Annotated in this window: 24 protein-coding genes and 6 pseudogenes; 15 read left to right on the top strand and 15 right to left on the bottom strand. The window is 68.2% G+C overall.

Annotation, left to right across the window (positions count from 1 at the left end; translation table 11 throughout):
* Positions 1-82 precede the first annotated feature (82 nt).
* From AB0472_RS09740 to AB0472_RS09750, 3 genes and pseudogenes are all read left to right on the top strand, one after another.
* On the top strand, positions 83-1564 hold the full coding sequence (locus AB0472_RS09740) for an AMP-binding protein (protein WP_366354938.1): 1482 nt from the start codon (positions 83-85) through the stop codon (positions 1562-1564).
* Positions 1565-2232: 668 nt separating this feature from the next.
* A complete protein-coding gene (locus AB0472_RS09745) occupies positions 2233-3669 on the top strand; it encodes an ATP-binding protein (RefSeq protein ID WP_366354940.1) in 1437 nt (478 codons plus the stop codon).
* A 313-nt stretch (positions 3670-3982) separates the two neighbouring features.
* Positions 3983-4114, top strand: a pseudogene (locus AB0472_RS09750) (IS5/IS1182 family transposase); the annotation flags it as partial.
* 500 nt (positions 4115-4614) lie between these two features.
* Here AB0472_RS09750 and AB0472_RS09755 read toward each other — a convergent pair.
* The 3 genes and pseudogenes from AB0472_RS09755 to AB0472_RS09765 all read right to left on the bottom strand — a co-directional run.
* A complete protein-coding gene (locus tag AB0472_RS09755) occupies positions 4615-4986 on the bottom strand; it encodes a PRC-barrel domain containing protein (RefSeq protein ID WP_366354942.1) in 372 nt (123 codons plus the stop codon).
* Positions 4987-5182: 196 nt separating this feature from the next.
* Complete coding sequence (locus tag AB0472_RS09760; protein WP_356377247.1) at positions 5183-5344, bottom strand: hydrophobic protein; 162 nt, start codon at positions 5342-5344, stop codon at positions 5183-5185.
* A gap of 194 nt (positions 5345-5538) precedes the next feature.
* A pseudogene (locus AB0472_RS09765) lies at positions 5539-5715 on the bottom strand (RNA polymerase subunit sigma); the annotation flags it as partial.
* Positions 5716-5981: 266 nt separating this feature from the next.
* Here AB0472_RS09765 and tkt point away from each other — a divergent pair.
* Both tkt and AB0472_RS09775 read left to right on the top strand, forming a co-directional pair.
* Positions 5982-8150 carry a transketolase gene (gene tkt, locus AB0472_RS09770; protein WP_366355186.1) on the top strand — a complete coding sequence of 723 codons (2169 nt, stop codon included), beginning with the start codon at positions 5982-5984 and terminating at the stop codon, positions 8148-8150.
* A 318-nt stretch (positions 8151-8468) separates the two neighbouring features.
* The gene (locus AB0472_RS09775) at positions 8469-9110 is read left to right on the top strand and encodes a hypothetical protein (RefSeq protein ID WP_366354944.1); all 642 of its coding nucleotides are present in this window, start codon (positions 8469-8471) and stop codon (positions 9108-9110) included.
* A gap of 20 nt (positions 9111-9130) precedes the next feature.
* Here AB0472_RS09775 and AB0472_RS09780 read toward each other — a convergent pair whose 3' ends face one another.
* Positions 9131-9271, bottom strand: coding sequence for a hypothetical protein (locus tag AB0472_RS09780; RefSeq protein WP_366354945.1), 141 nt, complete (start codon positions 9269-9271; stop codon positions 9131-9133).
* Positions 9272-9677: 406 nt separating this feature from the next.
* Complete coding sequence (locus AB0472_RS09785; RefSeq protein ID WP_366354947.1) at positions 9678-10265, bottom strand: DinB family protein; 588 nt, start codon at positions 10263-10265, stop codon at positions 9678-9680.
* 103 nt (positions 10266-10368) lie between these two features.
* Here AB0472_RS09785 and AB0472_RS09790 point away from each other — a divergent pair, with 103 nt between their 5' ends.
* The 7 genes and pseudogenes from AB0472_RS09790 (at position 10369) to AB0472_RS09820 (ending at position 15195) form a co-directional block, all read left to right on the top strand.
* On the top strand, positions 10369-10671 hold the full coding sequence (locus AB0472_RS09790; RefSeq protein ID WP_366354949.1) for a transposase: 303 nt from the start codon (positions 10369-10371) through the stop codon (positions 10669-10671).
* A 476-nt stretch (positions 10672-11147) separates the two neighbouring features.
* A complete protein-coding gene (locus AB0472_RS09795; protein ID WP_366354951.1) occupies positions 11148-11615 on the top strand; it encodes a hypothetical protein in 468 nt (155 codons plus the stop codon).
* 232 nt (positions 11616-11847) lie between these two features.
* Positions 11848-12195, top strand: a pseudogene (locus AB0472_RS09800) (alpha/beta hydrolase); the annotation flags it as partial.
* 328 nt (positions 12196-12523) lie between these two features.
* Entirely contained in the window at positions 12524-13084 is a 561-nt protein-coding gene (locus tag AB0472_RS09805; protein WP_366355188.1) for a winged helix-turn-helix domain-containing protein, read from the top strand.
* Positions 13012-13571 (top strand): annotated as a pseudogene (locus tag AB0472_RS09810) (transposase). Before AB0472_RS09805 ends, AB0472_RS09810 begins: the two are co-directional and overlap by 73 nt.
* A 77-nt stretch (positions 13572-13648) precedes the next feature.
* Positions 13649-14287: an SMI1/KNR4 family protein gene (locus AB0472_RS09815; RefSeq protein WP_366354952.1), complete on the top strand. Its 639-nt coding sequence runs from the start codon at positions 13649-13651 to the stop codon at positions 14285-14287.
* A 143-nt stretch (positions 14288-14430) separates the two neighbouring features.
* Positions 14431-15195: an alpha/beta hydrolase gene (locus tag AB0472_RS09820; protein ID WP_366354954.1), complete on the top strand. Its 765-nt coding sequence runs from the start codon at positions 14431-14433 to the stop codon at positions 15193-15195.
* 57 nt (positions 15196-15252) lie between these two features.
* Here the strand turns inward: AB0472_RS09820 and AB0472_RS09825 are convergent.
* From AB0472_RS09825 to AB0472_RS09835, 3 genes and pseudogenes are all read right to left on the bottom strand, one after another.
* Positions 15253-15367: pseudogene (locus tag AB0472_RS09825) on the bottom strand (IS630 family transposase); the annotation flags it as partial.
* 83 nt (positions 15368-15450) lie between these two features.
* The gene (locus AB0472_RS09830) at positions 15451-16101 is read right to left on the bottom strand and encodes a hypothetical protein (RefSeq protein WP_366354956.1); all 651 of its coding nucleotides are present in this window, start codon (positions 16099-16101) and stop codon (positions 15451-15453) included.
* 210 nt (positions 16102-16311) lie between these two features.
* Positions 16312-17421: a hypothetical protein gene (locus tag AB0472_RS09835; protein ID WP_366354958.1), complete on the bottom strand. Its 1110-nt coding sequence runs from the start codon at positions 17419-17421 to the stop codon at positions 16312-16314.
* Between the two features lie 418 nt (positions 17422-17839).
* On the opposite strand from AB0472_RS09835, the gene AB0472_RS09840 reads away from it, so the two are divergent.
* Positions 17840-18562 (top strand): hypothetical protein, encoded by a 723-nt coding sequence (locus AB0472_RS09840; RefSeq protein ID WP_266637508.1) that lies wholly within the window; start codon positions 17840-17842, stop codon positions 18560-18562.
* Positions 18563-18683: 121 nt separating this feature from the next.
* Here AB0472_RS09840 and AB0472_RS09845 read toward each other — a convergent pair.
* The 4 genes and pseudogenes from AB0472_RS09845 to AB0472_RS09860 form a co-directional block, all read right to left on the bottom strand.
* Positions 18684-19503, bottom strand: a pseudogene (locus AB0472_RS09845) (transposase family protein).
* Positions 19504-19556: 53 nt separating this feature from the next.
* A complete protein-coding gene (locus AB0472_RS09850; protein WP_366354960.1) occupies positions 19557-20435 on the bottom strand; it encodes a hypothetical protein in 879 nt (292 codons plus the stop codon).
* A 376-nt stretch (positions 20436-20811) separates the two neighbouring features.
* On the bottom strand, positions 20812-21648 hold the full coding sequence (locus AB0472_RS09855; RefSeq protein WP_366354962.1) for a YihY/virulence factor BrkB family protein: 837 nt from the start codon (positions 21646-21648) through the stop codon (positions 20812-20814).
* Between the two features lie 56 nt (positions 21649-21704).
* Positions 21705-22913: a phospholipase D-like domain-containing protein gene (locus tag AB0472_RS09860; protein WP_366355190.1), complete on the bottom strand. Its 1209-nt coding sequence runs from the start codon at positions 22911-22913 to the stop codon at positions 21705-21707.
* A gap of 233 nt (positions 22914-23146) precedes the next feature.
* Here AB0472_RS09860 and AB0472_RS09865 point away from each other — a divergent pair, with 233 nt between their 5' ends.
* Together AB0472_RS09865 and AB0472_RS09870 are read left to right on the top strand one after the other, a co-directional pair.
* Positions 23147-23572, top strand: a complete 426-nt coding sequence (locus tag AB0472_RS09865; protein WP_366354964.1) for a DUF4259 domain-containing protein — start codon at positions 23147-23149, stop codon at positions 23570-23572.
* Between the two features lie 53 nt (positions 23573-23625).
* Complete coding sequence (locus AB0472_RS09870; RefSeq protein ID WP_366354966.1) at positions 23626-23904, top strand: hypothetical protein; 279 nt, start codon at positions 23626-23628, stop codon at positions 23902-23904.
* Here the strand turns inward: AB0472_RS09870 and AB0472_RS09875 are convergent.
* From AB0472_RS09875 to AB0472_RS09885, 3 genes are all read right to left on the bottom strand, one after another.
* Positions 23901-24185 (bottom strand): hypothetical protein, encoded by a 285-nt coding sequence (locus AB0472_RS09875; protein ID WP_366354967.1) that lies wholly within the window; start codon positions 24183-24185, stop codon positions 23901-23903. The two genes, AB0472_RS09870 and AB0472_RS09875, sit on opposite strands and share 4 nt — an antisense overlap.
* A 380-nt stretch (positions 24186-24565) precedes the next feature.
* The gene (locus AB0472_RS09880) at positions 24566-24775 is read right to left on the bottom strand and encodes a hypothetical protein (protein WP_366354969.1); all 210 of its coding nucleotides are present in this window, start codon (positions 24773-24775) and stop codon (positions 24566-24568) included.
* Positions 24776-24792: 17 nt separating this feature from the next.
* Entirely contained in the window at positions 24793-25725 is a 933-nt protein-coding gene (locus AB0472_RS09885) for an NmrA/HSCARG family protein (protein ID WP_366354971.1), read from the bottom strand.
* Positions 25726-25739 lie beyond the last annotated feature (14 nt).

A 25739-nucleotide genomic window follows, 5' to 3' on the forward strand; every position in this document is an offset into this window, starting at 1 on the left:
TTACGCCCCGTCCGCTCCGAGCCTTGCGGACGCCACCGGCGGCCCCGGCATCCCGCACCCGGAACCACGAGGAGAGATCGTCATGTTCACCCCCCGACCGGGGTTCCCCCTCGGTGACATCCCCAAGGCGTACGCGGCCGAGCGTCCCGAGGCCGTCGCGATCCGCTCCGGGAAGGACCAGCTGACGTGGGCGGAGCTGTTCCGGGTGAGCGGCGAGATCGCGCGGGGACTGACGCAGTCGGGCGTGACGAAAGGGCGCATCGTCCCGCTCGTACTGCCGAACGGCGTGGACGTCGTGGCCGCGGCCTTCGCCTGCCTGAGACTCGGTGCCGTACCGCAGCCGCTGTCGACGCGGCTTGCGCCGCCCGAGGAGGAGGCGATCCTCACGCTGTCCGATCCGGCGGTGGTCGTCGGCCTCGATCCGGGCGCACCGGTGGGGAACGGCCGGTTCAGGGCGACCACGGTCGCGGAACTGCGCCGTCAGCGGGCCGGGGGTGCCGACCTCGTGACAGAAGTGGGTCCCTCGTGGAAGGCGCCCACCTCGGGAGGATCGACCGGCAGGCCGAAGATCATCCTGTCGGGGGCCGAGGGGGCGTTCAACCCCTTCGACATGGAGGCGTGGGGCCTCAGGCCCGGCGAACAATCCCTTGTCACCGCGCCGGTGCACCACAACGCGCCCTTCTCCACTGCCATGACCACGCTGTTCAACGGCGGCACGGTCACCCTTCTGGAGCGATTCGACGCCGAGCGGGTGCTGGCCGAGGTCGAGCGACACGGGATCACCTGGGTGTATCTGGTGCCGACGATGATGCGACGCATCCTGGCGCTGCCCGAGAGGACCCGCGACCGCTACGACCTCTCCTCGCTGGTGTCGGTGTGGCACTGCGCCGAACCGTGCCCGCCGGCGACCAAGCAGGCGTGGATCGACTGGCTCGGCCCCGACCGGATCTGGGAGCTGTACGCCGGGACCGAGGCTCAGGCCGGCTGCACCATCTCCGGTACCGAGTGGCTGGCGCACCGGGGTTCGGTGGGCCGCCCCACCTGGGGCGAGATCAAGATCATGGGCTTCGACGGCACGCCGGTGGAGGAGCCCGGGGTGGCCGGTGAGATCTTCATGCGTGTCGCGGAGGGCAAGCCCCCCGCATTCCGCTACATCGGCGCCGAGACGGAGGAACGCGACGGCTGGTCGACCCTCGGCGACATCGGCGAGTTCGACGCGGACGGCTATCTCTACCTCCACGACCGCCGCTCGGACATGCTCCTGGTCGGCGGGGTCAACGTCTATCCGGCCGAGATCGAGGCCGCGCTCACCGAGCACCCGCACGTCCTGTCCGGAGCGGTCATCGGCCTGCCGGACCCGGACCGCGGCAACCGGGTGCACGCCATCGTCCAGATCGAGGAAGGCCGTCCGACGACGGCCGAGGAGATCGACGCGTTCCTGGCCACCCGCCTGTCACCCCACAAACGGCCTCGGTCCATCGAACTGGTCACGACTCCCCTGCGTAACGCAGCAGGCAAACTGCGGCGCTCCGCGCTACGCGCCGAGCGCCTGTCGTCGCCGTGACGACCGGCTTCGAGGCCCCCAACTCGCCCTCGCCGCCCGCGACCTCCAAGACGGCCGCCGCACCACCGCCGGCCGGCATGGTGATGGCGAGGTCCGCCAGGCCGGTCGCGCCGGCGTCCGGGCCGGGCAGCGGACCGGGTTACCTGGGCACGTGGATACTTGGGCACGTGGATCGCCCACAGGCCCAGCGCGTCGTCCGGGAGCGCACGCGGTCGGCACGGGTCATGCTCCAGGTGGAGGGGCCGCTGCCGTAGCGGTGGAGGGTGCCGGCGTTGGCCGCGGCGTACCCGGCGCGGCGCCCCGAGTACCGCTCTGGTTTCCCGCCCGGCTCTTGCGACCGTAGGTCTTGGTCATACGGCTCTCGCATTTCCCGCGCCCGACGCCATGACCCGGCGCGCGCGACGAAGAGCAGCATGTGGATGGCTTCAACAGCCTTATGGACGTTCGGAGTTGACGTACGCCTCGCAGGCAAGGTGACCACCGGAACGCGCGCCGAAGTCCGCGCACACGCCGTCTCGGCAAATATGCCAGAAAGGGAAATTTGCGCTAATTTGGCGTCCATTGACTACGTTCCGGGCGGTAGGCACGAGAAGCGACGGCGGCAAGGAGGTGGCTTGTGAGGTGGACGTCCGGGAAGCGTCACCACCGTGCCGAGATCTGGAGAAGACGTGGGGTCTCCGCGTGAGCATCTGCAATGCGACCTCGACGAGTTGCGTGGCCTGTTCCTCTTCGAGGACCTGACAGAGACCCAGCTCTCCGTGCTGTGCCGAAAGGGTCATGTCGAGTTGTTCGGGCCCGGGTACGCCTACCGAGAGGGCGAGCCCGCACGGTGCTTCTATGTGATGCTCGAAGGCGACATCGCCCTGTACCGCCGAGTGGGCGAAGAAGACGTGGAGCTCAGCCGCACGCGCCGGCCGGGTGTCCACGCGGGCGCCTGGCGGGAGGTCCTCGGTGACCGCGTGCCCCAGGTGTACGACAACTCACTGCGTGTCCTCGCCCCCACCCGCCTCTACGTGCTGGAGGCGGAGCTCTACGGCCGGCTGATGCGGCAGTGGTTTCCGATGGCGCTCCATCTGCTGGAGGGACTGTTCTTCAACCTGAAAAACATCCAGCTCGAGGCCGGGCAGCGTGAGCAGTTGCTCGCCCTTGGGTCTCTGGCAGCGGGACTCACGCACGAGCTCAACAATCCGGCCACGGCCGCAGTGCGCGCCAACGCCCTGCTGCGCAGGCGGGTCGACGACATGTACGACACCATCGAGGCAGTCGCGGGGCACGGCAGGGAAACCTTCGTCCAGCTTGTGGCGCTGCAGCGGCGGACCGTGCTCCATCCGCTGCCGGCGGCTCAGGAGAGTCCGCTGGACGCGGCGGCCCGGGAGGACGAGTTGGTGGACTGGCTGCAGACGCACGGTGTCGCGGACGGCTGGGCCATGGCGGCGACACTCGCGCAGGCGGGCCTGGATACCCAATGGCTCCGGCAGGTGGAGCGGACCGTGGCCAGCCCCGCCGCGCTGACGGACGCACTGCGCTGGCTGCACTGCACCCTCGACATCCGCCTGCTGACCAGCGAGGTGGAGGACGCCACCACCCGTGTGTCCGCGCTCGTCACCGCAGCCAAGGGGTACGCACAGCTGGACAGAGCGCCGGAACGCGACGTCGATGTCCGTGAACTCCTTGACAGCACGCTGCTGACGCTCACCCACCGAATCGGCCAGGGTGTCCGTGTCGTGCGTGCGTACGATCCGGCTCTGCCGCGGGTGCCGGGACGGCCCGCCGAGCTCAACCAGGTGTGGACGAACCTCATCGACAACGCTGTCGAGGCGATGAACGGACAGGGCACGCTGACGGTTCGCACCGGCCACGACGACGACTGGGTGTGGGTCGACGTGTGCGACACGGGACCCGGTGTGCCGAAGGACCTCCGGACACGCGTGTTCGAGCCGTTCTTCACCACGAAGGACCCGGGCGCCGGCGTCGGCCTCGGCCTCGACATCGCATGGAGGATCGTCGCCAACAAGCACCACGGCGCCCTGTCGGTCGCCTCCGAACCCGGCGACACCCGCTTCACGGTCCGCCTCCCCCGACGACTGCCTCCTACCGCTGGCTGATGACCAGTCTCCCGAGCCCGACCCGTCAGCTCGCTCCGAGCAGGAGCCGGGCCTCGCCAACCAGGGGCTGTGGTTCTTGAATGGCGATGATCATGGTGTGGCGCCAGGGGATCTGACGGGCCCGCAGTGGGCTCAGTTTGAGCCGTTGCTGCCGGTGAGAAAGAAGGCGGGCAGACCGCGGACGTGGACACGTCCGCAATTGATCCACGGGATTCGGTGACGGCCCCGAGCACACACCCCGTGACGGGACGTCCCCGAGCGGTACGACCCCTGGGACCGGATCTACGACCTGTTCCGCCGGTGGCAGCGCGTTGGCACCTGGAAGCGGATCTTGGAGCAACTGCAGGTCCAGGCCGACGCGCAGGGGCTGATTACCTGGGACGTGAGCGTGGATTCGGCCGTCTGCCGTGCCCACCAGCAGGCCGCCGGTGCGCGCAGAAAAGGGATCTGCAGCGCGAGCCGCCCAGCGGGATCGACACCGAGCCGGACGACCACGGCCTCGGACGTTCCGGCCCGGCCTTGGACCCGCTCGCCGCCGCCATCGACGGTGAATCCTTGCGCCTCAATGCCGTTCGCGGCCTTCAAGAGCGGCATACTCCCATCCTCCACAGCCCTTACATACGTTCGACTCCCCTCGGCACCTGCCGGGGCCGAACGCCGCGGCGGGAGCCCACCAGGCCCGTCTTTCGATTGGCCGGACTGGCGCCACCGACGGTGGGGCCAAGTTCGTCGCCGACCCTGTCTCTTCGGACCTGACGGGTCCCTGATCCGCGTCGCGGCCCGGGCCTGGCAGGTCGGTAGAGGGAAAGCCCGATCGGGCGCGGAAGCTAAAGACGCGTGGGGGCTCGTTCCAGGTGCGCATACATCGCCCGAACGTGTACCCGATACACGAGAGCCCCGGGACTCGCCGAGGAGTCCCGGGGCGTGCTCGGGGCGAGCACCGGATCACACCAGCGGGCCGCCGAACGGGAACCCGCCCGCGCCGTAGTACGTGACCAGCTCGTCGCGGTAACCCTGGTCGCCGAGATGCTTCTCCCGGTGGAACTCAGGGGCATCCTTGATCTGTTGCCTGGCGAGACCGACGAAGATCTTCTTCTCGTCCGGGTCGATGCTCACGACCGTACTCGCCGGCAGCATGACCTCCTTGCCGAAGATCCACACACCGGTGTCGACCACCAGGTAGGCATCATCGACCTCGTCGGAGTGCTTGTCGACCTTGCCGATGCTGCCGTCCGTGGCCTCGACCTTGTAGCCGGTGAGGTCGGCGCCCTCCAGACGGCCCGCGGTCGGCTTGTAACTCCACACGTTCTCAGTCACGCGAAACACAACTCCTTCGGTAGGCGGGGGATGATGGGGGATTACCCGCCGATCCCCCTTTTCTGTACGTCGTCGAGAGCCGATTCATCGCCCGCCTTGGTTGCGAGTGCCCGCCCTCCCGAGTTGCATCCCTCATATCCACGCCAGAATCCATAGATATCGACGACTTCGCGCGGGCAGTCTTTTCACCCGTCAACTACCAGCGATACCAGCGGCCACTACCGCCCTTCGGGCGTGCGACGAAGCCGACGAGCCACAGGACAAGCACGACGATCGCGACCCACCAGAGAATCTTTAGCGCGAAACCTGCACCGAAGAGAATCAGGGCCAGCAGAAGAACGAGAAGCAGGGGAACCACGGTTATCAACCTCCGGTCCACCGTGTGCCCGTCAATTCTCCGTCCACGCCTGGGAGGCCGTAGCGGGATCTTGTCGAAGAGTCCCGTGGGGGGCGGTGTCACGATTCGGCGACTCGCCGGTGTGTACCCGGCCGCGGGTCGTGGACGACGGCTCGCGGGAGCCGACGGGACCGCATCGGGCAGCCTACGCAGGCACGTCGTAGCTGCTCGCACTCAAGCCGCGCCTTGACCTCCTCGGTGTTGTCCCGGGTGACCGCGGCTTCGGCCGAGCACATCCGGTCGATGACGCGGCGGTGGGCCGAGCTGAGGATCCAGTTGACGGCCGCCCCTCGGTCGAAGCGGTATCGGGGCGCGACGCGACATCCCTCGACTCGACGTGGCCAGGCGCGGCAACAGACGCCCTTCGGATGAGTCGGACGCGCTGCCGGGGGTAGCCGGAGCGTGCAAACCGATCGGCTTTCCGTACTCCACCGGCGAAAACACAGACTGTTTCGCCGGACGTGTCGAACAACGCGAAGGCGGACTCCGGCTCCGATCGGTCCCTGCACGGCAGAGCCGACCACCGGAATGTCCGAGGAGCAACGCCATGACAAGTGAGCAGCCCGCCCGTGCGACCGGGCTCGACCGGTCCGTGACGATGCCCGTGACGGATCGGGTGGGGTGGGACGCGACGGACATCCGGGCGGTGGACACCGTGCGGGTGCTGGCGGCCGACGCGGTACAGAAGGTGGGCAACGGCCATCCCGGTACGGCCATGAGCCTCGCCCCGCTGGCACACCTGCTGTTCCAGAACGTCATGCGGCACGACCCGGGCGACGACCAGTGGCTGGGCCGCGACCGGTTCGTGCTCTCCTGCGGGCACTCCAGCCTGACTCTCTACATCCAGCTCTACCTGACCGGCTACGGCCTGAAGCTGTCGGACCTCCAGGCGTACCGTACCTGGGGATCGGCCACCCCCGGCCACCCCGAACACCGGCACACCCGAGGGGTCGAGATCACCACGGGTCCGCTGGGCCAGGGGCTGGCCAGCGCGGTCGGCATGGCGATGGCGGCCCGGCGCGAGCGCGGTCTTCTCGACCCCGACGCCGAGCCGGGCAGCAGCCCCTTCGACCATCACGTCTATGTCGTCGCCTCCGACGGCGACATGATGGAAGGCGTCACCGGCGAGGCCGCCTCCGTCGCCGGCCACCAGGAACTGGGCAACCTCGTCGTCTTCTACGACTCCAACCACATCTCGATCGAGGACGACACCGACGTCGCTTTCAGCGAGGACGTCCCCGCCCGCTTCGCCGCCTACGGCTGGCACGTGCAGACCGTCGACTGGACGAGCACCGGTAGGTACGTCGAGGACGTCGACGCCCTGCTGGCCGCCGTCCGTGCCGCACAGGACGAGGACGGCCGGCCCTCGCTGATCATGCTGCGCACCCTGATCGGCTGGCCCTCCCCCACCAAGCAGAACACCGGCAAGGCCCACGGCTCCGCGCTCGGTGAGGACGAGGTCGCCGCGACCAAGCGACTGCTGGGCTTCGACCCCGAGCAGCACTTCGCCGTGGAGGACGCCGTCCTCACGCGTACCCGCCAGGCCGCGGATCGCGGGCGGCAGGCGCACGCCGAGTGGGACGAGGCGTTTGCGGCCTGGCGGACGGCCAACCCCGAGCGGGCCGCGCTGCTGGACCGCCTCCAGGCGCAGCGGCTGCCGGACGGCTGGGCCGGGGCCCTGCCCGACTTCCCCGCCGACCCCAAGGGGATGGCCACCCGCGCCGCGTCGGGCGAGGTGCTCAGCGCCCTCGCCCCGGTCCTGCCGGAGTTGTGGGGCGGCTCGGCCGATCTGGCCGGGAGCAACAACACGACCATGGACGGCGAGCCGTCCTTCGTGCCCGCCGACCGCCAGACCAACGACTGGAAGGGTGGCCCCTACGGCCGCACCCTGCACTTCGGCATCCGTGAGCACGCCATGGCCGCGATCCTCAACGGCATCGCGCTGCAGAGTCTGACCCGCCCCTACGGGGGCACGTTCCTGACGTTCTCGGACTACATGCGCCCAGCGGTACGCCTGGCCGCCCTGATGAAACTGCCCACCACCTATGTGTGGACCCACGACTCGATCGGCCTGGGCGAGGACGGCCCCACTCACCAGCCCGTGGAACACCTGGCCTCCCTGCGAGCCATCCCGGGCCTCGACGTGGTCCGCCCCGCCGACGCAAACGAGACCACCGCCTGCTGGCGCACCGTACTCGAACACCGGGACCGTCCCGCCGCCCTGGTCCTGACACGGCAGAACGTACCCGTGCTGGAGCGCGGCAGCACCGCACACGCGCCCGCCCGGCACGCCGCCCGCGGCGGCTACGTCCTCGCCGACACGGCCGGAAACGGTACGGCCCCGGATGTCATCCTCGTGGCGACCGGCTCCGAGGTGCACATCGCCCTGGCAGCGCGCACGCTGCTGGAGGCCGACGGCCTCGCGGTGCGGGTCGTGTCGATGCCCTGCCGGGAATGGTTCGCCGCCCAGCCGTCGGCCTACCAGGACGGGGTCCTCCCTCCCGCCGTGCGGGCCCGGGTCAGCGTCGAGGCCGCCGTGGGCCAGGGCTGGCGGGAGGTCGTCGGCGACGCCGGACGAATCGTCAGCCTGGAGCACTACGGCGCCTCCGCCGACTACGAGCGCCTGTACGCGGAGTTCGGCATCACACCCGAGGCGGTGGCCACAGCCGCCCGCGACAGCATCCGCGACGCCGACGGGACCCCGCGCCCCGGCGGCGACCGCCAGTCCTCCGCCCCCGCCGGCGGCGGCACCGCGGACCGCCCCTGACAACGCGAACGCCGGTCCCGCATCCGTGCCTGCACGTGACGGGAACCAACTTCAGCGCCACGATCACGATGCCCGTTCCCGATCCTGGGGCGTGCTCCCAAAACGCGGCCCCGGCTGTCGACAACGGCGCGTGGCCGACGACAACACCTTCGACGTCCCCTCCGGCCAGGCCCCTGTGAGGCGCGCCGTGATGCGGACGAGCCGATTTCCTCGCTCAGGTGAGGACACAGTGGAGGATCAATCGTGCCGCGAACACGTGAGGAAGCCCGGTTCAGACATCCGCGGCACGAACGCCGAGGAGAGGCGCGGCTGCCAGGCGTGGCAGCGATCCTCATCGCCATCGCGCTGTACCTGTTTCTGCCCCAGCGGCTCCTGATCGCCCCCCGCTACGTAGTGCCCGCCCTGGAGGGGGTCCTGCTCATACCTCTCGTAGCGATCAATCCGCGACGGCTGACCCGGCAGACGCGGGCGTTTCGCGTGCTCTCGCTGACGCTGGTGGCCGTCATCGCGGCCAGCAACCTCCTCGCGCTCGGAACGCTGATCCATGAACTGGTGTCCGCGGAAGTGAAAGACGGCCGGGAACTGCTGGTGGCCTCGTTGCAGATCTGGCTCACCAATGTGATCGTCTTCGGTCTGGCGTACTGGGAACTGGACCGCGGCGGACCGGTCAGCCGGACCCAGGCGCCCCGTGAGAAACTGCCGTTGGCCGACTTCCGATTCTCACAGGACGAGAACGACGACGCCGTCCAGGAGATCTCCGACGGCTCCAGCAAGACCTCTGACTGGGTGCCCACGCTGATGGACTACCTCTACGTATCGGTGACGAACTCCACGGCCTTCAGCCCCACGGACACCATGCCGCTCTCCTCACGCGCCAAGTTCCTGATGAGTGTGGAAAGCGTCGCCGCTCTACTGACGTCGCTCCTCGTGATCGCCCGCGCGGTCAGCATTCTGCGCTGAAGGCGTTTGTCGGTCCGTTCTCATGGGCGGCCGACGCAGACGCGCCACACCAGGACGGGGCCGCCGGTGGTGCCGTCCGCCCGGGCCGGCGAAAGTCCTGTGAACAGAGAGGCGGACAGCGCGGTCGCTGTGGCGGCGGCCAGGAAGTCGCTGCGTCTCATGATGGTCCCCCAGAGAATCGGTCGACTCTGCGATCAAGAGCGCAAGGCCCGGACTGCGGTCCCTCGGCGCTCTTGGATCGGTCAAATGATCGAGAACTGTAGTGGTGTGCTCGGACAGTTCGATACCCAGGTGTGCCACGCGATCGCCCGCGGGCTCGGCAGTCGCTCGATCGACGCGAGAACTTGCAGAAGATGCCCGCCGGCATCCCGTTCACCGACGATGAACGTGCCGCCGTCGACGAAGGCCAGGTCGCCCTAGACCGACTGCTGGAACGGCTCAACGATGTCCCCGCTCCAGCCGGACCGACGCCACAGCAGATCGGAGTCCCCGCCATCGCGACGCTGCTGCCGGTCGTCGATGTTCGCCGAGAAAGAGGGGACCGAGCGTGGCCAGAGGGCACTTGATCTACAAGCGTGAGCCAGCTTCCTTGGCCAGCTGCTCCAGACGGCTTCGATACTGCTGCCACCAAGCCGAGTCGCCGGGCGGCACATTGTCGCTCCCGGGCCGCTGTCCCGTAGTCCCGTCGATGAGTTCGCGGACGATGTCGGCATGGCCGGCATGCCGCTGAGTCTCGGCGATCACGTGGACAAGGATTCGGCGGAGTGGCAGCTCAGGCCGCGGTCCCCATGGCACCTGGCCGACAGCGTCGAGGGGAACCGACTCGATCGTCTCGTCCGAGTGGGCGCACACTCGGCGGTAATCGTCGACGATCTGCTCACGCGTCTCTTCGGCAGTCGCCCACAGGTCAGCGTTCGGCTCAGCAGCCCCTACGATCCAGAGCGGCGGCGCCTCAACCGGCCGGCCGAAGGTCTCGCCGAAATACGCCGCTTCGGCGCCGGTCAGGTGCTTGACCAGTCCCAGCAGGTTGGTACCTGTCGCCGTCATGGGCCGGCGGATGTCGTACTCCGACAAGCCTTCCAGCTTCCACAACAGCGCGTCACGGGCGTCCTGCAAGTAGAGACGGAGATCCGCCTTCACATCTGATTCAGTCATCGAACCAGTGTCCCGTTCGCGTGATCACCGTCCACGGCGTTTCTTTACGGCAAAGAGGCTGCAATCTTGACAAATCTGATTCCACAGAACGCCCTGGCAAACGGTGTACTGGCACTTCGTAGGCTGGCACGACGCGGGCACCGTCATCCAGGTCCATGACGCCCTGCGGGCACAGGTCCGCCGGACCGAGGGGCGAAGCGAGGAGCCCAGCGCTGGGCTGATCGACTCGCAGTCGGTCCGCACCGCCGCCACCGTCCCGGCGGCCACGCGCGGCTTCGACGCGGACAAGAAGGTCAAGGGTTGCAAGCGGTTCCTGGTAACCGACACCCTCGGTCTGCTGCTGGCCGTTCACGTTACGGCCTCGGGTGTCCAGGACCACGACGGAGCCAAGCGCCCGCTGCTCTAGCCTCGCGCTTTCACGAGGTGGCTGTCCAAGGGTTGATCAGAAACGCGGAAGGTACCCTTGAACTGCAATGATAGGACTCACTGAGGGTCCTGTTGACTGCAATGGGAAGAGCACTTTCCAGGTGAGAGTGCCTATCTCGTCGGTCGACGGATGGTCTCACGGGCCGGTGTGATCCTGCTCGTCGTGAGCTGGCCGTCTTCGGCCCGGTCGCTTCCGACCCGGGTCAAGTCCGTGGGGCGCCGAGCTCAAGGGCAAGCTCATCGAGTCACCGGCCCGCGCTCACCACCCGCCTGGGAAAACGGAAAGGCCCGCCAACTCCGTCGACGGACCCTCAAGCAAGATCGAGGCTGGCGTCCATCCGTCTCTGCTCCTGGTGACGGCGGAAATGTAATGATCCCCGTACAACCGGGGCGATCAAGGTCTCCGTTGACACCTGGGGTGAGGTGCCCCATTGACAGCCTCACTACGATTTGTGCATGTGTGATGACGGATCATATGTGGGCGAAGACGAACCTCTTCCCCCCGTCACCGACCGCTACGACGACAAAATGCAGGCAGTCGTGAGTACATTCACGATCGATGCATCATTTGTCATGGGCTGCAAATATTGCGAAGATCAGCGGAGTATGCCTGCCACGTTCGAGGTGAGCGTGCTCGCCAACGGGCACTGGCGAGCGCACATGAAAGTCGCTCCTGAGACTGGGGTCCATGGTGTAGCTGTCAATCGGTGGCTCGTTGGCCTGAACCCTGGATACCTGTACTTTGACGGCAGGCGGTACCAGATCGAATATTGCTCGGACCAAATGGATGGTTCTCATGGCGGCTTCGAGAACACGGTGTACGGCGTCGATGGTGTATCTCCGCCCGATGCCCCTTGCCCCGCAAACCCCTCCGGGAGCCCTGGCAACTGGTGGCGCATGCTGTTCCGGCGGGGAAACTCCTAGCCTTTCGCTGTCGCGAGTGGGCATGCCCGAGTCTTGATCAAATAAGCGGAGAGTGCTGCTGACCTTCAACGATGGGACTTGTCGAGGGTCCTGTCGCTGCAAGGAAAGAAACTCTCTCCAGGTGAAGAAGAGTAGCGGGTCGCACCCACGTATCCGTGTCGAGGGCAGCGACCGTGGAGTTGTCGCCCAGGCCGGGACAATGCTGCTGGTCGAGACGGTCCGCAAGTCCGGCCTGGACTCGGGGACGCTCGGGCGGGGAGTACCCGACGATGTCCGTGCGGCCTTCGTCGACGCGTACACCGGGGGTGAGGCCCTGCGGTGCGCGTTCTCCTATTACCGGGCCCTGCCCACCAGCGCGCAGCAGATCCAGGACGCGGTCGCGACGGCTCGGCTGACCATGCCGACCATGGCCGTCGGCTCTCACCCCGTCGGCGGCGGGCTCGAACGCCAACTCCGGCCCATCGCCGATGACCTGGTCGGACACCACCTCGAAGACTGCGGCCACATCATCCCCCTCGACCGGCCCGACGCGTTGTTCGCGCTCCTTGCTCCTTTCCTCTCCGCCGATCTGCCCAAGTGACCGGAGCGGGGCTGATGGTTCACGGTCGGCGGGTCGGGCGTTCGTCGGCGATGCAGGGCATTCAGCGCCGTCCACCCCTAGCTCACCTCCTCGCAGGTCACCTGTCCGTCAGGGCTTCCGCGCTCGCCATCCGGCCAACGACGCCGTCGCTAGTGCTATGACTGAGATGGTTCACCGAGTTGGTGAGCGGGTCAGCAGTGGTGTTCTTCGGGAGGTGTTTCGCGTACTACTGACTTCGGCTCGTCAGGGTGAACTTTCGTGAAGTCCCTGATGGGCCGGGTGCGGTGGCTGTATTCCGTGGTGTGTGAGGTATGCGGATGGGGGCGGACTGACCGCTGCGGGCCGACGGCGCCGGGAGACGGTACGGCTGCAGGCGGCCACGTTATTCGAGCAGAAGATCAAGCCGTCGGCGGTGGCGCGGCGTCTGCGGGTGAGCTCGAAGTCGGCTTATCAATGGCATCAGTTGTGGCGGGACGGCGGTGCTCAGGCTCTGGTCTCCCGTGGCCCGAGCGGATCCCGATGTCGTCTGTCCCCGCGCTGTCTGGAGAAGTTGGCTGCGTACCTCGAGCAGGGCCAGGCCGCGCACGGCTGGGTGGAGGACCAGGTGTGGACCGCAGCAAGGGTGGCCACCTTGATCGGCAGGAAGTTCCACGTCTCCTACAGCGTCTCCGGGGCGACGAGGCTGATACACAGGCTCGGCTTCAGCCCGCAGGTCCCCGCGCGGCGGGTCGCTGAACGCGACGAGCAGGCCGTCACCACATGGAAGGAGGCGACCTGGGAAGAGATAAAAGAGCCCGGGCGGCTTGTGGGGGCTACATCTGTTTCGAAGACGAGGCAGGTTTCACCCGCCGGCCGCCCAAAGGGCGTACCTGGGGCCGACGCGGGGTGACTCCGCAGGTGACCGTGAGCGGACGACGTTCGGAACGGCTGTCCGTAGCCGGGCTGATCGCCATGCGGCCCGGCTCCCGGACCCGACTGTGCCACCGCCTGCGCACCCACCCCTCGGGCAAAGGCAAGCGTCCCAGCATGGCAGAGCGCGACTTCATCGCGCTCATCGACGGCACCCACCAGCTCATCAAAGCGCCGATCGTGCTGGTGTGGGATCGCCTGGATACCCACGTCTCTCACGCCATGCGTGAGCAAATCGCCGAGCGTGCATGGCTGGCGGTGTTCCTGTTACCCGCCTACTCGCCCGACCTCAACCCCTCGAGGGGGTGTGGGCGCACGTCAAACGCAGCCTGGTCAACCTCGCCGTCGTCGCCCTCGACCGCCTCGAAGCCCTCGTCCGCAACCGGCTCAAACGACTTCAGTACCGGCCCGACACCCTCGACGGCTTCATAGCTGGAACCGGCCTGACCCTCGGCAGTCCAAGGTAACTCTGACGGGCGGAAGTCAGTCCGCAGACGTCATCAGTGCATGGCGGTGCCACCACTGTGACTCGTAGCGTTGTCATATGACCGACGACCTTCATGCTGTCCTTGCCCGCCTCGACGCGTGGCTGGAGGCCAACGCGCCCGCGGACCACGCCGCCCTGAACCCACTCGCCGCGCAGGACGACATCGACGCCATCGCCGACCGCCGGTTCCCCCTGCACCCCGACCTGGTGACGTGGCTGGGACATCACGACGGGGTCACCGCCACGAAGGGCCATGGCGGTCCCGGCGTGATCCTCCCCGGAGGGTTCATCCTGCACGGCGCCGAGGGAATGCGCGCCGGTCAACGAACGATGGAAGAAACGATCGCCGAATGGGCCGACGAAAACGAGTCGGAGGACCCCGAACTGCGGGACATCTACGACGGGATGTACGGGTACGCGTTCCATGTCCGATGGGTCCCGCTCGCCACGGACATCACCGGGGGCAAGCTCATCCTCGACCACCGGGGTGGAGACCGGTTCGGAAACGTGCTCTACGGTCTACACGCCGGGGACACGGAGGGTCCGGTGAAGGTGTGGGACAGCCTGTCGCACATGTTCCAAGACCTCCTCGTCGCTCTGACCGAGGGGACGGAGATTCGCCTGCCCGACTATGCCGATCCGGTGGCACCACACCTGTCCAGCACCGGCAAGGATGCCTTCGTGAGGTGGGAGTAGGACAGGGCTACGCCCGAAGCGTGACGAATCGGACGCAGGCTTGACGGGCAGGTCAGAAATTACACCGCCAGCACGAACCATCAGGAAGTCCAGCAAAAGTCACCCTGACGAGCCGAAGTCAGTAACTGCGTAGGGTCTGTCGGATGACGCTCTCTCATGACGTGGCCGGAGACGGTCCTGTGCTGGTGTTGCTGCATTCCGGGGTGTGTGACCGACGGATGTGGGATGCGCAGTGGCCGGCCTTGATCGACTCCGGTTACCGGCTGGTGCGCTGTGACTTTCGCGGCTTCGGTCGGACCCCTGCGCCGGACCGGCCCCACAGCGACGCCGAGGATGTGCTGGAACTCCTGGACACTCTCAGCATCGGACGAGCGGCACTGGTGGGAGCCTCGTACGGCGGGCGGGTCGCCTTGGAGATCGCAGCGCGTTGGCCGGACCGGGCGAGCGCCATGGTGTTGATCTGTTCCGGCCTCCCCGGGCATGAACCCTCTAGTGATCTGGGCGTGCTCGGTGAGCTTGAGGACGCGCTGATCGAGGCGGGGGACATCGCCGGGGCTGTGGAACTCATGGTCGAAACCTGGCTGGGCCCGGAAGCCGACGAGGCCGCCCGGGAGGCTGTGCGTCAGATGCAGCGGAGTGCCTTTGAGGTGCAACTGGCTGCCGCCGGGGAGTTCGAGCCGATCGAGGCCGAGATTGACCTGGCGGCAGTTCAAGCTCCCTGCCTCGCCCTGTCCGGCGGGCATGACCTGGCGGACTTCCGGCAGATCGCGGCCCAACTGCCGGATCTGCTCGCGAACGCCCACCATGTGGAATTGCCCTGGGCAGGCCATCTTCCCAGTTTGGAGCGGCCTTCCGCCGTTACCGATCTGCTGGTCGGCTTTCTGCGTGAGCGAGTCCCTATAGGTTGAGTCTCCTCACCGCATGTCCTGTCACGCGGCGTTGGTGAGAGGGCGTCCGCCCCAGCGGAGGCCCATCATCGCGCGCCTGAAGCACCGAGCTGGTGCTGCCCCGGCGCACGATCTGCTGCAGCTTCTGCCCCTCTTGGTCGGTCAGTCTCCGCACACGGACAAGCTCGGCCACCGCGCCTCCGGCGGTCGGATCGGACGTCACCTCACATCCAACCGCCGCGGCCACCAACCCGGCGAACCAACCCGGTCAAAGCACTAGTGACCGGTCGTGCGGAGCCACTGCATCGTGGTGACGAGCTCTTGGCCGAGGTCCTCGCAGAGCGCGAGCAACTCGCGGCCTATGGACGAGTCGAGCAGCCCTGCGGAATCGGGGAGAGCCCCGAGAGCACCGTGGCAGGCGATTTCGACAGCGAAGTGGCGTGCCGCGAAATAGCCCTCGCTCGAACGCCCCGCCAGGTCGGCGAGGTACTGGCGGTGGGCTGCCTCCGATGGGTGAGGGTAGAGGGAACCCTCAACGAGACCGTCGAGGTAGTTCGCCAGGCCGGCCGAGGCTTCGATCACTCGCTCGGCTCCGTCCACGCCAGGCCTGTCCAGCAGTTCACCAAAGGTCAGCAGGTTGCTGATGGTCTCCAACCGGAAGAGCTGGACCGCGTCCGGGTCGACTTCAGAAGTGAAGAGCGGGGCCGTGCACAGCTCGGCCATCGCTTGCAGGTACGCGCGATCTGACGGTTCGCCGACGGGTGCGGCTGCCATGCGGAACAGCGACTCCAGCACGGACTGGTCGACGCCCCACTCTGCATCCCATTCGAACGCGAGTATCGGCGCACGCCACCGCCACAGAGCCAGGGCGGCCGCCTGACGCCGGTGGACAGGCTTCAGGTCCGCCAATCTCTCGATCCGCACCACGTTTTCGAGTCAGCCCTTCTGAGCTACCGCCCGCGCCCGCATTACCTCGGGACACTGTAGAAGCCGCCGAAGCGCCACGTGACGGCCAGGATGGTGCCTGCACCAGGCGGACTTCGGGAAGCCGGCATACAGGTTCAGAATGCCCTCTCAGCCCAACCGCCCGGCGGACGGGCCATTTCGGGAGTCTGGTGCCGTTCGACTGCCTGACGGCTAGAACAGGGCGGCCGAGGCGGCGCCCTCCTTGTGGCCCTCCAGGATCCTGCGTAGCCATGGGCTGCGCACGGCCGGCAGCCGGACCAAGGTGTGCAGGAACGTGCCCTGGTCGGGCCGGAACAGGTGGTTGGGGAGCAGCGGGAGCGGGTCGTCGCGGAGTACGTCCATGGGGATGCGGCCCGACGGTGGAACCGGGAAGTACGGCGGAGGAGAGATCAGCCGCAGCCACACGCCCAGCGGCAGGGGCACGACGTATGCCGGCGGGGTCGGGTCGACGGGGGTCCAGGTCCGGCCCGTCTGGGGATGGACGGGTACGAGGAGGATGTCGGCGCCCGCGTCCTGGGAGGGCTGTCCCGGTCCGGCCAGGAGAGCGCGCCGCTGCGGGGGGCCTGCGGGGAGCAGGGCGTCGAGCGCTCGTTGGAACACGTCCGCGGTCAGACCGCCCGGGACCTTCACCGGCTGTCCTTGGGAGGCAACCAGCAGGTGGGCGAGCGCATGGCCGGCTGCCGCCTCCCACCGGGGGCTCCACGACCAGTAGTGGTCCGTCCCCAGGCGCCCTCCCCACGTGGCAATCGGCTCGAACAGGGGTGTTTTCTCTCCGTTCTCGACCAGTTCCGCCCAGGAGAGGGGCGCACCGTGGGTGCCGTCGACGGGGACACGGTGCACGACGTCCGGGCCGAGCCGCACCACCTGCCACAGTGAGCAGTCGTCGACCCTGGTCGCCACGGGGAGGTCGCATCTCTCGCAGGCCATGTTGGGCCCGTCGGCTCCGTCGAGGCCGCAGCAGGCACCGCCGCGCTTCCCGGGAATCAGCCGGGTTCCACGGACATCACCGGGCGCGATGACGCTCGACCCGGGCGTGCCGTAGGACAGGGCGTAGACCGCTGCGTAGATGCCGCGTGCCGCTGCCTCGCCCGGATCGACCTCGTCCCACATCCGCCACGGCCCTCCCCAGGGCTCCGGGTCCACGGCAAACGTCCCGGGCTCCATGAGCACCGGCAACTGGGCCCCGTTCCCGTACTTCTGACGTGCGTGGACCGGCAGTGCGACCTGGGACAGCGCGGTGGTCAGCATGGCGCCGCATCCCGCACACACGAAAACGAACAAACGTCCTCCAGCTGGGAAACAGACGCATCGTCGCAGCCGGTCGGCGGCCGGCCAACTTGTTTTCCGTTGCGGGAAACGGCCCTGCCACCGTCGTGGAGTGGCCACGCTGCGGGGGGAAATGCCAGCACGTGACCCTGACTGCGGCCAGCGACTCAATGAGTCATTCCCGGTAAGCGGTGGTTGCTCGCTGTGATCGCGAGGCTGGTGATGTGGCCCGCGGCATCCCCAAGTCCGGGCAGGAGTAAGGCCAGAAAGGCGTGAGTGCCACCGCGGAATCGGTACGGAACAGCGTCCGCTGTCCGGCGTCCGCGCCAATACGACTCCGCCGTCGGGACGGAGTGCCCAGGGAGCCGGTGGTGCTTCCGGTTCGTCGACGGCTGGCTACCATCTTTCGGAAGCTGGGGGTTAGAACTTGAACGTGACGTCCCGAACGAAGCGGGGGATCGCGGCCGCGGCCGGCATCCTGTTGCTGGGCATCGCGGTGTTCTCCAGTGTTGAGTCGATCCGTGCACTTTCCTTGGAGAAGGACTTCGCGCGCGCCCATGTGTGCCCGACGTTGGCGCCCAACTCGCCGGACTGCGCACGAGTGACCGTCGCGACCGTCGCGCAGACCTATGACGTCGGCGGCCGGGTCCCGGCCCACGCCATGACCTTCGCGCCAGGTGCCGGCACCGCACGGGTGGAACTCGGCAAGGACAGCACGCTTCTGGAGGACGCCTTTCCAGGGGAGACGGTCGACCTGGTGTGGTGGCGCGGGTCGGTGGTCGAGGTCGAGGCCGCCGGTCTCAGCGTGCCGACGGAGGACACCCCGTCCATGGACTCCACCCAGAATCTCGGCTTCACGCTCGGCGCCCTCGCCGGTGCGATGTGGTGCCTCATGGGTGCCTTCCTCCGCGCTAATCGGCCTTGGTCACCGCGCGGCACCGTGGCACGACTCGGTGGCGCCCTGGGCGGGGGCGTGCTGCTGGTCTCCGGTTACGTCCTGCTCAACGCCCCGGTGTCATCCGCCTCCGTTATGGAAGTGGTAGGAGCTCTCCTCGCCGTGGTGGGCCTGCTGTGCGTCCGGGCGGCGAAGTCGATGGAGCAGCGCGTTCGGGCGGCCGAGTCCGCGAATAACGGGGGGAAGCGGCGGAGGCGGTGACCCGCGATGAGACAGTGCAGGGGGAAGCGTCGCAGGCTATGACGGCCTCCCTTCCGTTTCCCGCCGGGCGGCGCCGTCCACTGAGCCCTTCCCAGTGACGGATCCTAACGTTGTGTGATGTTCAGAAGGTGCGGTCGTACTCGAGTTGGAGCAGGACGAGGGCTGCGGCGGCGATCTGCGTGATTCGCCTGGGGTCCAGGCTGACCCTGCGTAGGGCCTTGAAGGTCGTCTTGAGGAGGGAGTTGGCGCGCTCGCAGATGCCGCGGATGACCTTGTTATAGGTCTGCTGGGCCTCGGTCAGCTTGCCGCCTGCCGGCTTCTTGAAGGGGTGGCGGAAGCCGTCGCCGGCGTTCTCGTAGCCGAGGTCGACCAGGGGGGGCATGTCCAGTTCGGCGGCGAGGCGGCCCAGGGGTGTCGATCAGGCCATGGTGGCGGGCGCAGGTGGTGTCGTGTTCTCGGCCGGGCCTCACCGGCGAGACCCACAGCGGCCAGCCGTCTGGAGTGGAGATGACCTGCACGTTTCCTCGGTGATGCTTGTGTTTCCCGGACCACCACAAGTCCGCGCCGTTGGGGCCTGGGACGGCGACGCGGTCGGTGCGGATGACGGTGCCGTCGAGGTTCAGATGCGTCAGCCCGGCTGTCTTTGCGTGCTCCAGCACGGTCGCGAGGTCCGGCGCCCCGGCCGCCAGCACGGTCAGCCCTTCGTGCAGGTACCGGTAGGCGGTGGTGGTCGACAGGCCGTTGTCACAGGCGAGTTGGGCCATCCTGGTGCCGTCGAGGAACCAACGCAAGATGAGTACCGCCTGCTTGAAGCAGCCCAGCGCACGCCGCCCCTTGCGGGTCCTGGCCGCGATCCGGTGGTCGCGCAGCAGTCGGGACAGGTGTTCGGCGGTGGACAGCTTCACATCGAGCACGGCGGTGTAGGTGACACTGGTCGACACGTGAGGCCCCTCAGTCGGATCTTTTCTTGGCAAGATCGTTCCTACCCGGGGCCTTACTCCTGCCCGGACTTGGGGATGCCACGGGCCATAGCGCCAGCCTCGCGATCACAGCGGCCCCGGCCGCTGATCAGGTGGTCGCGCGCCTCCTTCAGCGCGCGTCTCTCGGTGCGTGGCAGGGACTTCGCCTCGCGCGAGGCCAGCCATGTCTGCAGGACGGCGATGGTCTGATCGCGCGGCTCGGGGTCCGTCGGCTCACCGTCGGCCATCAGGACCGCCAGCACGGCCCGGCTCATCGTGCTCCGGTCGCCGGAGAACTCGCCCCGGTCCATCGCCGCGAGTGCCGCCAGGCCGTGCTCGAGGGCCCTCCCCCGGTCGTCGTCGTCATCGTCCCATTCATCGCCGGACCGCCACAGGTCACGAAAGGCCAGGGCCGCGTTGTAGCGGGCCATCGCCCGCAGGTCCGCCTCCCCGTCCGGCAGCAGCGCGAGCGCGCTCTCCAGATGGCCGGCGGCACGCCTCAGCACGGATCTGTCGACTCCGCCCTCTCTCCACGACAGCCTGGGGAGCGCGCCGCCGAGCTTCAGGTGCGCGCCGGCCGCGGTGACGGGGAAGCGGGCGGCGTCCACGTGCCGCAGGATCGCCTCGCTCTGCCGGACGCCCGCTTCCCGGTCATCCGCCGCGTCGGACGCCTCGGACTGGCGGAGTGCGAAGAGGACTTGCCGGGCGGGCTCGATCTCGGCGGGGTCGTCGGAGAAGGCCTGTTCGGCGAGGGCCGCGATCTCGGGGGTCATCGGCGAGCCCGACCAGTCCGAGGCCGTCTCCCGATCGGCCGGCTCGCTCGCCCGCATCAGGACGATCATGTCCGTGCCGTTGGGTTCCATCTCGCCCTTCATCAGCATCAGGATCAGGTCGTCGAAGTCGGCAGGTCTCATCCGCGTCCTCCGGTCGGCGAGTCCGGTGGGGCATGGTGCACACGCACGAGGCCCCACCGGCCGCGACGCCAATCCTGGCCGGTCACAGCACGGGCGCGTCCGATCACTCCACCCTCTGTGTGCCACTGCAGGCGCGGTAGGAGAGGGTTCACGATGCCGCCGGGGCCTTCTTGGTCGCGAGGGTGCAGTAGTCCGTCGGCGAGCGGTTCGGAGTCACATCCAGTACGCCGAGGAGAGGGCTGCCGTGCTCTCCGGTCCGGGCCCGCACAGGCTCATCGGCGGCGCTCCGAACACCTGGCGCGAACGAGATGGGCCAACACCTCGATGGGGCACCGATCATGCCCGCCGGCACACCCCGGTCGGGACTGCGGCGGGTTCACTTGGCCAGTTCTGCGTTGAACTGGGCGCCGATCAGGAGGGCCAGGTTGGACAGCCACAGCCAGATCAGGAACACGACGACGCCCGCCAGTGAGCCGTACAGGCGGTGGTACGTGCCGACGTGCGAGGTGTAGACGGTGAACCCGAGGGAGACGGTCAGCACCAGAACCACCGCCAGCGCGCCGCCCGGCGCCATCAACCGGACCGCACGGGTGGACTCCGGGCCGGAGCGGTAGAGGACCAGCACCAGGACGACCGCGACCACGGCGACCACCGGCCACCGCAGTGTGTCCCACGCTCCCTGCGGTCCGGTGCCCAGGTCCAGCACCCGGCCCAGCCGCCGAGCCAGGCTTCCGCTGAGTGCCATCGCGATGGTGGACGTCAGCAGCAGGGCGACCAGGACGAGGGCGGTGGCGACGATGCGCGGCGCGGTGCGCCAGACCGGCCGGTGCGAACTGATCCGGTGCATGGCGTGCAACGCCCGTCGGAAGACGCTCAGATAGCTGGACCCCGACCACAGGGCCGCCGTCCCGCCCAGGACGATCACCGTCCACGCCGTCGACGACTGTCCGGCCATCTGCCGCAGGGTGCTGCGCAGCAGTGCGCGGGAGGCGAGCGGGGCTGCCTGCGCCATGCGGTCGATGACCTGTGGCTTGGCCGTGGGGATGGTCAGGCCCAGGATCGACAGGACGACCAGCAGGACCGGGAACAGCGCCAGTACGGCGTAGTAGGTCAGCGCGGCGGCCCAGTCCGTGATGTCGTCGTTCCAGACGGCCGCCGGGGTCCGGCGCAGCGCCCTCCACCAGCGGGCCGTACGGCCGTCCGTCTTATCCATGAGGCGGATGTTCTCACTACCGGCGCCCCACCGCCCAAAGGGGCGGCGGGGGCTGGTCACAGGAAACGCCTGATCGGGGTGACTGCGGCCTCCTTGACGCGCTGCAGGACCGCCCGCCGCCTCCACCTGTCGAGGTCGATGTCGACGCTGTGCTCCAGGTCCGCCTCGTAGTCGCGGTCGAGCGTCGCGGTGAACCCCTCGTCGAGGACGGTGAGCATGACCTCTTCGTCATGGTCCATGGAACGGCGGTTGAAGTTGGTGGATCCGATGAGGGAGGCGACCGAGTCCACAGTGATGATCTTGGCGTGCATCATGGTCGGCTGGTACTGGCGGATGTGCACACCCGCCTGCAGGAGACGCGCGTAGTGGTGCTGGCCGGCGAGCTGACAGGCTCGCTGGTCGGTGTGCGGGCCGGGCAGCAGTATCTCGACCCGCACACCGCGGCGGGCGGTCTCGCACAGCAGGTCGATGAAGTAGGTGTCGGGCGCGAAGTAGGCGGTCGCCAGCCGGAACCGCTCCTCGGCGGAGGTGAGCATGACCCGGATGAGCGTCTGCATGTCCTGCCAGCCGATGCTCGCGGAACCGCGCACCACCTGTACCACCGCCGAGCCGCTCTGCGGGTGCTCCGTGAAGCGGTCGCGGTCGTCGAAGAGTTCGTCGTGGCACTCCGCCCAGTTCTGCGCGAACGCCGCCGCGATGCCGTCCACGGCCGGACCGCGCACCTGGACGTGGGTGTCCCGCCATTCGGCGGGGTTGCGGGCGTCGCCGCACCACTCCTGAGCGATGCCGACGCCGCCGGTGAAGGCGGTCTCCTCGTCGACGACGAGGGCCTTGCGGTGACAGCGGTGGTTCTGCTTGAACGGGGACAGCAGGACGGGTTTGCGGAACCAGGCGACCTGCACGCCCGCCTCGCCCATGAGGTCCAGCAGGCGTCGCTCGATCTTCTGGGCGCCGAAGCCGTCGAGCAGCAGGCGCACGCGCACCCCGGCGCGGGCGCGGGCGGCCAGCGCGGCGGCGAAGTCCTGGGCGATCTGTCCGCGCCAGTACACGAACGTCATCATGTCGATGGTGTGCCGGGCCGAGCGGATCGCCCCGAGCATCGCGGGGAAGATCTCGTCCCCGTTGCGCAACGGCACCAGGTCGTTTCCCTCGGTGGCGGCCACGCCTATCAGCCGTTCCAGACGGCGGCGCAGCCGCTGTTTGCGTACCGCCGTGTCGGACGTGACGTCCCTGTGAGCCGGAGTTGCCGGTACGTCGTCGAGTATCACGCCGAATCCCCCCACTGGGCCATGAAGACGGAACGCCGAGGGCTGCCGGACGAGCCGAGCCCGGAAGACCGAATGCCCGGCGGGCGCCGCGTTACTCCGCGAACCCGCCCTTCAGAAGCAGCTCGACCACACCAGGCAGCACGTCCTGCTCCGGCCTGGTCCGGATCACGCGGCGGTTGTCAGTGGCCTCTGTCAGGATTCTCCGGTCAACGCCGTGATCAGGAGAATCCATGGGTACTTGGGACGTCGGCCCCTTCAGCAACGACACCGCAGCGGACTTCTGCGGTGACCTTGACGAGGCGCTCTCGGTCGAACGTGAGGGCATGGTTCGCGGCGCTTTGACATCTGTGATCGACTGCGCCGACTACCTCGAAGCGCCCGCATCAGATGGAGCGGTGGCCGCCGCCGCCCTTGTCGCGGCGCAATGTCCGGGGGGTGAGCCTGCCGGTCCGGTCTACGGGTCGAAAGAGCCTCTTCCCGATCTCACCGGCCTGCGCGATCTGGCCCTCAGCGCCCTCGACCGTGTCATGACCGAGCCGTCCGAGCTGATGGAGCTGTGGGCCGGACCTGATGGCGAGCCCTGGCGTGCGGACATGCGCCGGTTGCGGAACGTGCTCCTGCCACGGCCCCACGGAGGACAGCTCAGCCTGGCCTGACCCACCGCAACCCCTACTCGAGTCCTGTCTGAAAGGCCCCCATCTGCTGGGATGTGCTCCTCCTCCGCCTGCCCGACGACGTCACCTCGGTGCACGGGCTTCCCGCCGACCGCGCTGCGGCCCCCTTGGGCCGGCCGTACGACGTGCTCGCGGCTGTCGCCCGGGCCGTTCCCAAGGCCAACCTCACGAGGCACAGCCTCGATCAGCTCACCGCACTGGTGGAGACGCGGCCGAAACTGATGCAGTACCGCCCCCGCCTCATCGAGGGACTCACCGCCAGAACCGGACTCGACCTCCAACCACGGCAGCCGCAGCCGGTAAAAATCTTCTAGCGGGCGCCAGGGGGCAGCAGGTGCGGGGCGCGGACGCCGAGAATGCCGAAGACCTCGTCCTTCGCCAGGCTGCGCAGTTCCGCCAGGAAAGCGGGGTCCACGTGGCCCTCCCTGGCCCAGATTCCGGCGAGGGACTCGGCGCAGCGCTGGGCCAGGTCGCTGTGGAAGTCCCCCGCCCGGATGGCCCGGATCAGGGCCGCCTCGACAAACGGACCGGAGAGGAACTCAAGATCCGACGCCGCGTCGTCCTGCTCGTCCTCGCGCGCCGTGGAGTCTTCCATGAGGCGTACAAGCAGAACCGCACGCTCTTCGTCCGGGATCTCCGGATCCCTCCATACGGGGCCCGGCGACGAAACCACCGCCGAGTCCTCAATCACGATGCGGGGCCGTTCCTTCCCGAACAGCCTCACCGGCCAAGTCCCCATCTAGGACAGATCCTCGATCCCGTCCACGCTGCCGATGCCGACCACGCCACCGACGACACCTGCCGAGGTCCCGCCGCCGACCACGGACCCCACAGCCCGGAGGTCTGCCCCGAACACGGAACCGTGACCGTGACGCGCGCCCGCGAGGCGGCCCGCCGTGCTGACACTGTCGTGGAGGCCGCCTGGATCCGCTCGGCTCGGCCATCACATCGTAGACGTGCAAGGCGACGGTGCGATCAGCAGCCTGCCGCCGATCCTGGCGGTCGACTTTCCGGTGAGTACGGGTGGCCGTTGTACATCATCTGCGAGCTGATGCCGATACCGAACTCTGTTGCGTCCGCGGTGTACGTCTCATCGGCGTCCCAGGAGGCCCGGCACAGCAGGTGCTGCATGCCGTGCGGGTCGGTCTCCCCGGCCCAGCTCGGCGATGTTCCAGCAGAGATCACGGCCAACACCTGGGGTACTAGGCGGTTTCGAAAAGTCGCTTCCGCAACAGGGCGGCGCCGGATTCGGCGAGCCAGTCCGCGAGCGTACGCAGTCCGGGGTGGATGATGCGCAGCACCTCGATGTCGGCATGCCAGCGCGATCCGGCTCCCCAACGCTCCCGGACCTGGGCGATCTCGGGGTTGAGTGCAGCGGCCTCGGCATGGGTGATCTGCTCGTAGCGCACCGTGCAACCGGTGGCCTCGCCGATGGCAGCGACCGCCTCGACCGGGGTGAGGTCGTCCCCGGCCAGCTCCAGAGTCCGCCCAGCGAACCGGTCCGGCTGATCGAAGGCCAGCGCGGCGAATTCGGCGATGTCCTCCACGGCGATGATCTGTACAGGTTCGTCCGGCGGGAAGATGTGCCGGTGCACGCCGTGGACGATGCCGTCGAGGCCCATGGGCGTCGAACCGAGATAGTTCGACATGAAGCGCACCGGACGCAGCACGGTCACCGAACGGATCCGCTCACGCAGGTGGTCCTCGATGCGTTTCTTCCCCTCGGAGCCACCCGGACGCCCCGGCGTGGACGCCACGCCCGTGAACACGACGTGCTCGACCCCCACGGCGGCCGCGGCATCGATCAGCGCTCGGCCCCGGTCGAACTCCCGCTCCACGTCGGCGCCGGCCGGCCCAAATGCCACGGGCGGTACGGCGAACAGTGCCGCTGCTCCCTCCAGCGCCGCAGGCAGACTCGACGGGTCGTCGAAGTCGCCGCGCACGAGCTCGGCTCCGGCGGTTTCGAGTGCCTTGGCGGCGGGAGCGGTCGTGGCCCGCACGAGCGCGCGCACCGGCCTGCCGGCCGCCAGAAGCCGACGCGCGGTGGCGCCGCCCTGCCGACCGGTCGCACCGGTCACGACGACCAAGCGGTCAGTGGTCATGTCGTCCTCCGCCCCGGGATTGTCGGTGGGCACGATCGGGTTGGGCC

The sequence above is a fragment of the Streptomyces sp. NPDC086777 genome (genome assembly GCF_040702065.1).
GTDB lineage: Bacteria > Actinomycetota > Actinomycetes > Streptomycetales > Streptomycetaceae > Streptomyces.

Coding starts and splice junctions, on each gene's coding strand:
- AB0472_RS09740 (WP_366354938.1), top strand. CDS start 83: ATGTTCACCCCCCGACCGGGGTTCCCCCTCGGTGACATCCCCAAGGCG.
- tkt (WP_366355186.1), top strand. CDS start 5,982: ATGCCCGTGACGGATCGGGTGGGGTGGGACGCGACGGACATCCGGGCG.
- AB0472_RS09780 (WP_366354945.1), bottom strand. CDS start 9,271: ATGAGACGCAGCGACTTCCTGGCCGCCGCCACAGCGACCGCGCTGTCC.
- AB0472_RS09785 (WP_366354947.1), bottom strand. CDS start 10,265: ATGACTGAATCAGATGTGAAGGCGGATCTCCGTCTCTACTTGCAGGAC.
- AB0472_RS09795 (WP_366354951.1), top strand. CDS start 11,148: ATGTGTGATGACGGATCATATGTGGGCGAAGACGAACCTCTTCCCCCC.
- AB0472_RS09815 (WP_366354952.1), top strand. CDS start 13,649: ATGACCGACGACCTTCATGCTGTCCTTGCCCGCCTCGACGCGTGGCTG.
- AB0472_RS09820 (WP_366354954.1), top strand. CDS start 14,431: ATGACGCTCTCTCATGACGTGGCCGGAGACGGTCCTGTGCTGGTGTTG.
- AB0472_RS09850 (WP_366354960.1), bottom strand. CDS start 20,435: ATGAGACCTGCCGACTTCGACGACCTGATCCTGATGCTGATGAAGGGC.
- AB0472_RS09855 (WP_366354962.1), bottom strand. CDS start 21,648: ATGGATAAGACGGACGGCCGTACGGCCCGCTGGTGGAGGGCGCTGCGC.
- AB0472_RS09865 (WP_366354964.1), top strand. CDS start 23,147: ATGGGTACTTGGGACGTCGGCCCCTTCAGCAACGACACCGCAGCGGAC.
- AB0472_RS09875 (WP_366354967.1), bottom strand. CDS start 24,185: ATGGAAGACTCCACGGCGCGCGAGGACGAGCAGGACGACGCGGCGTCG.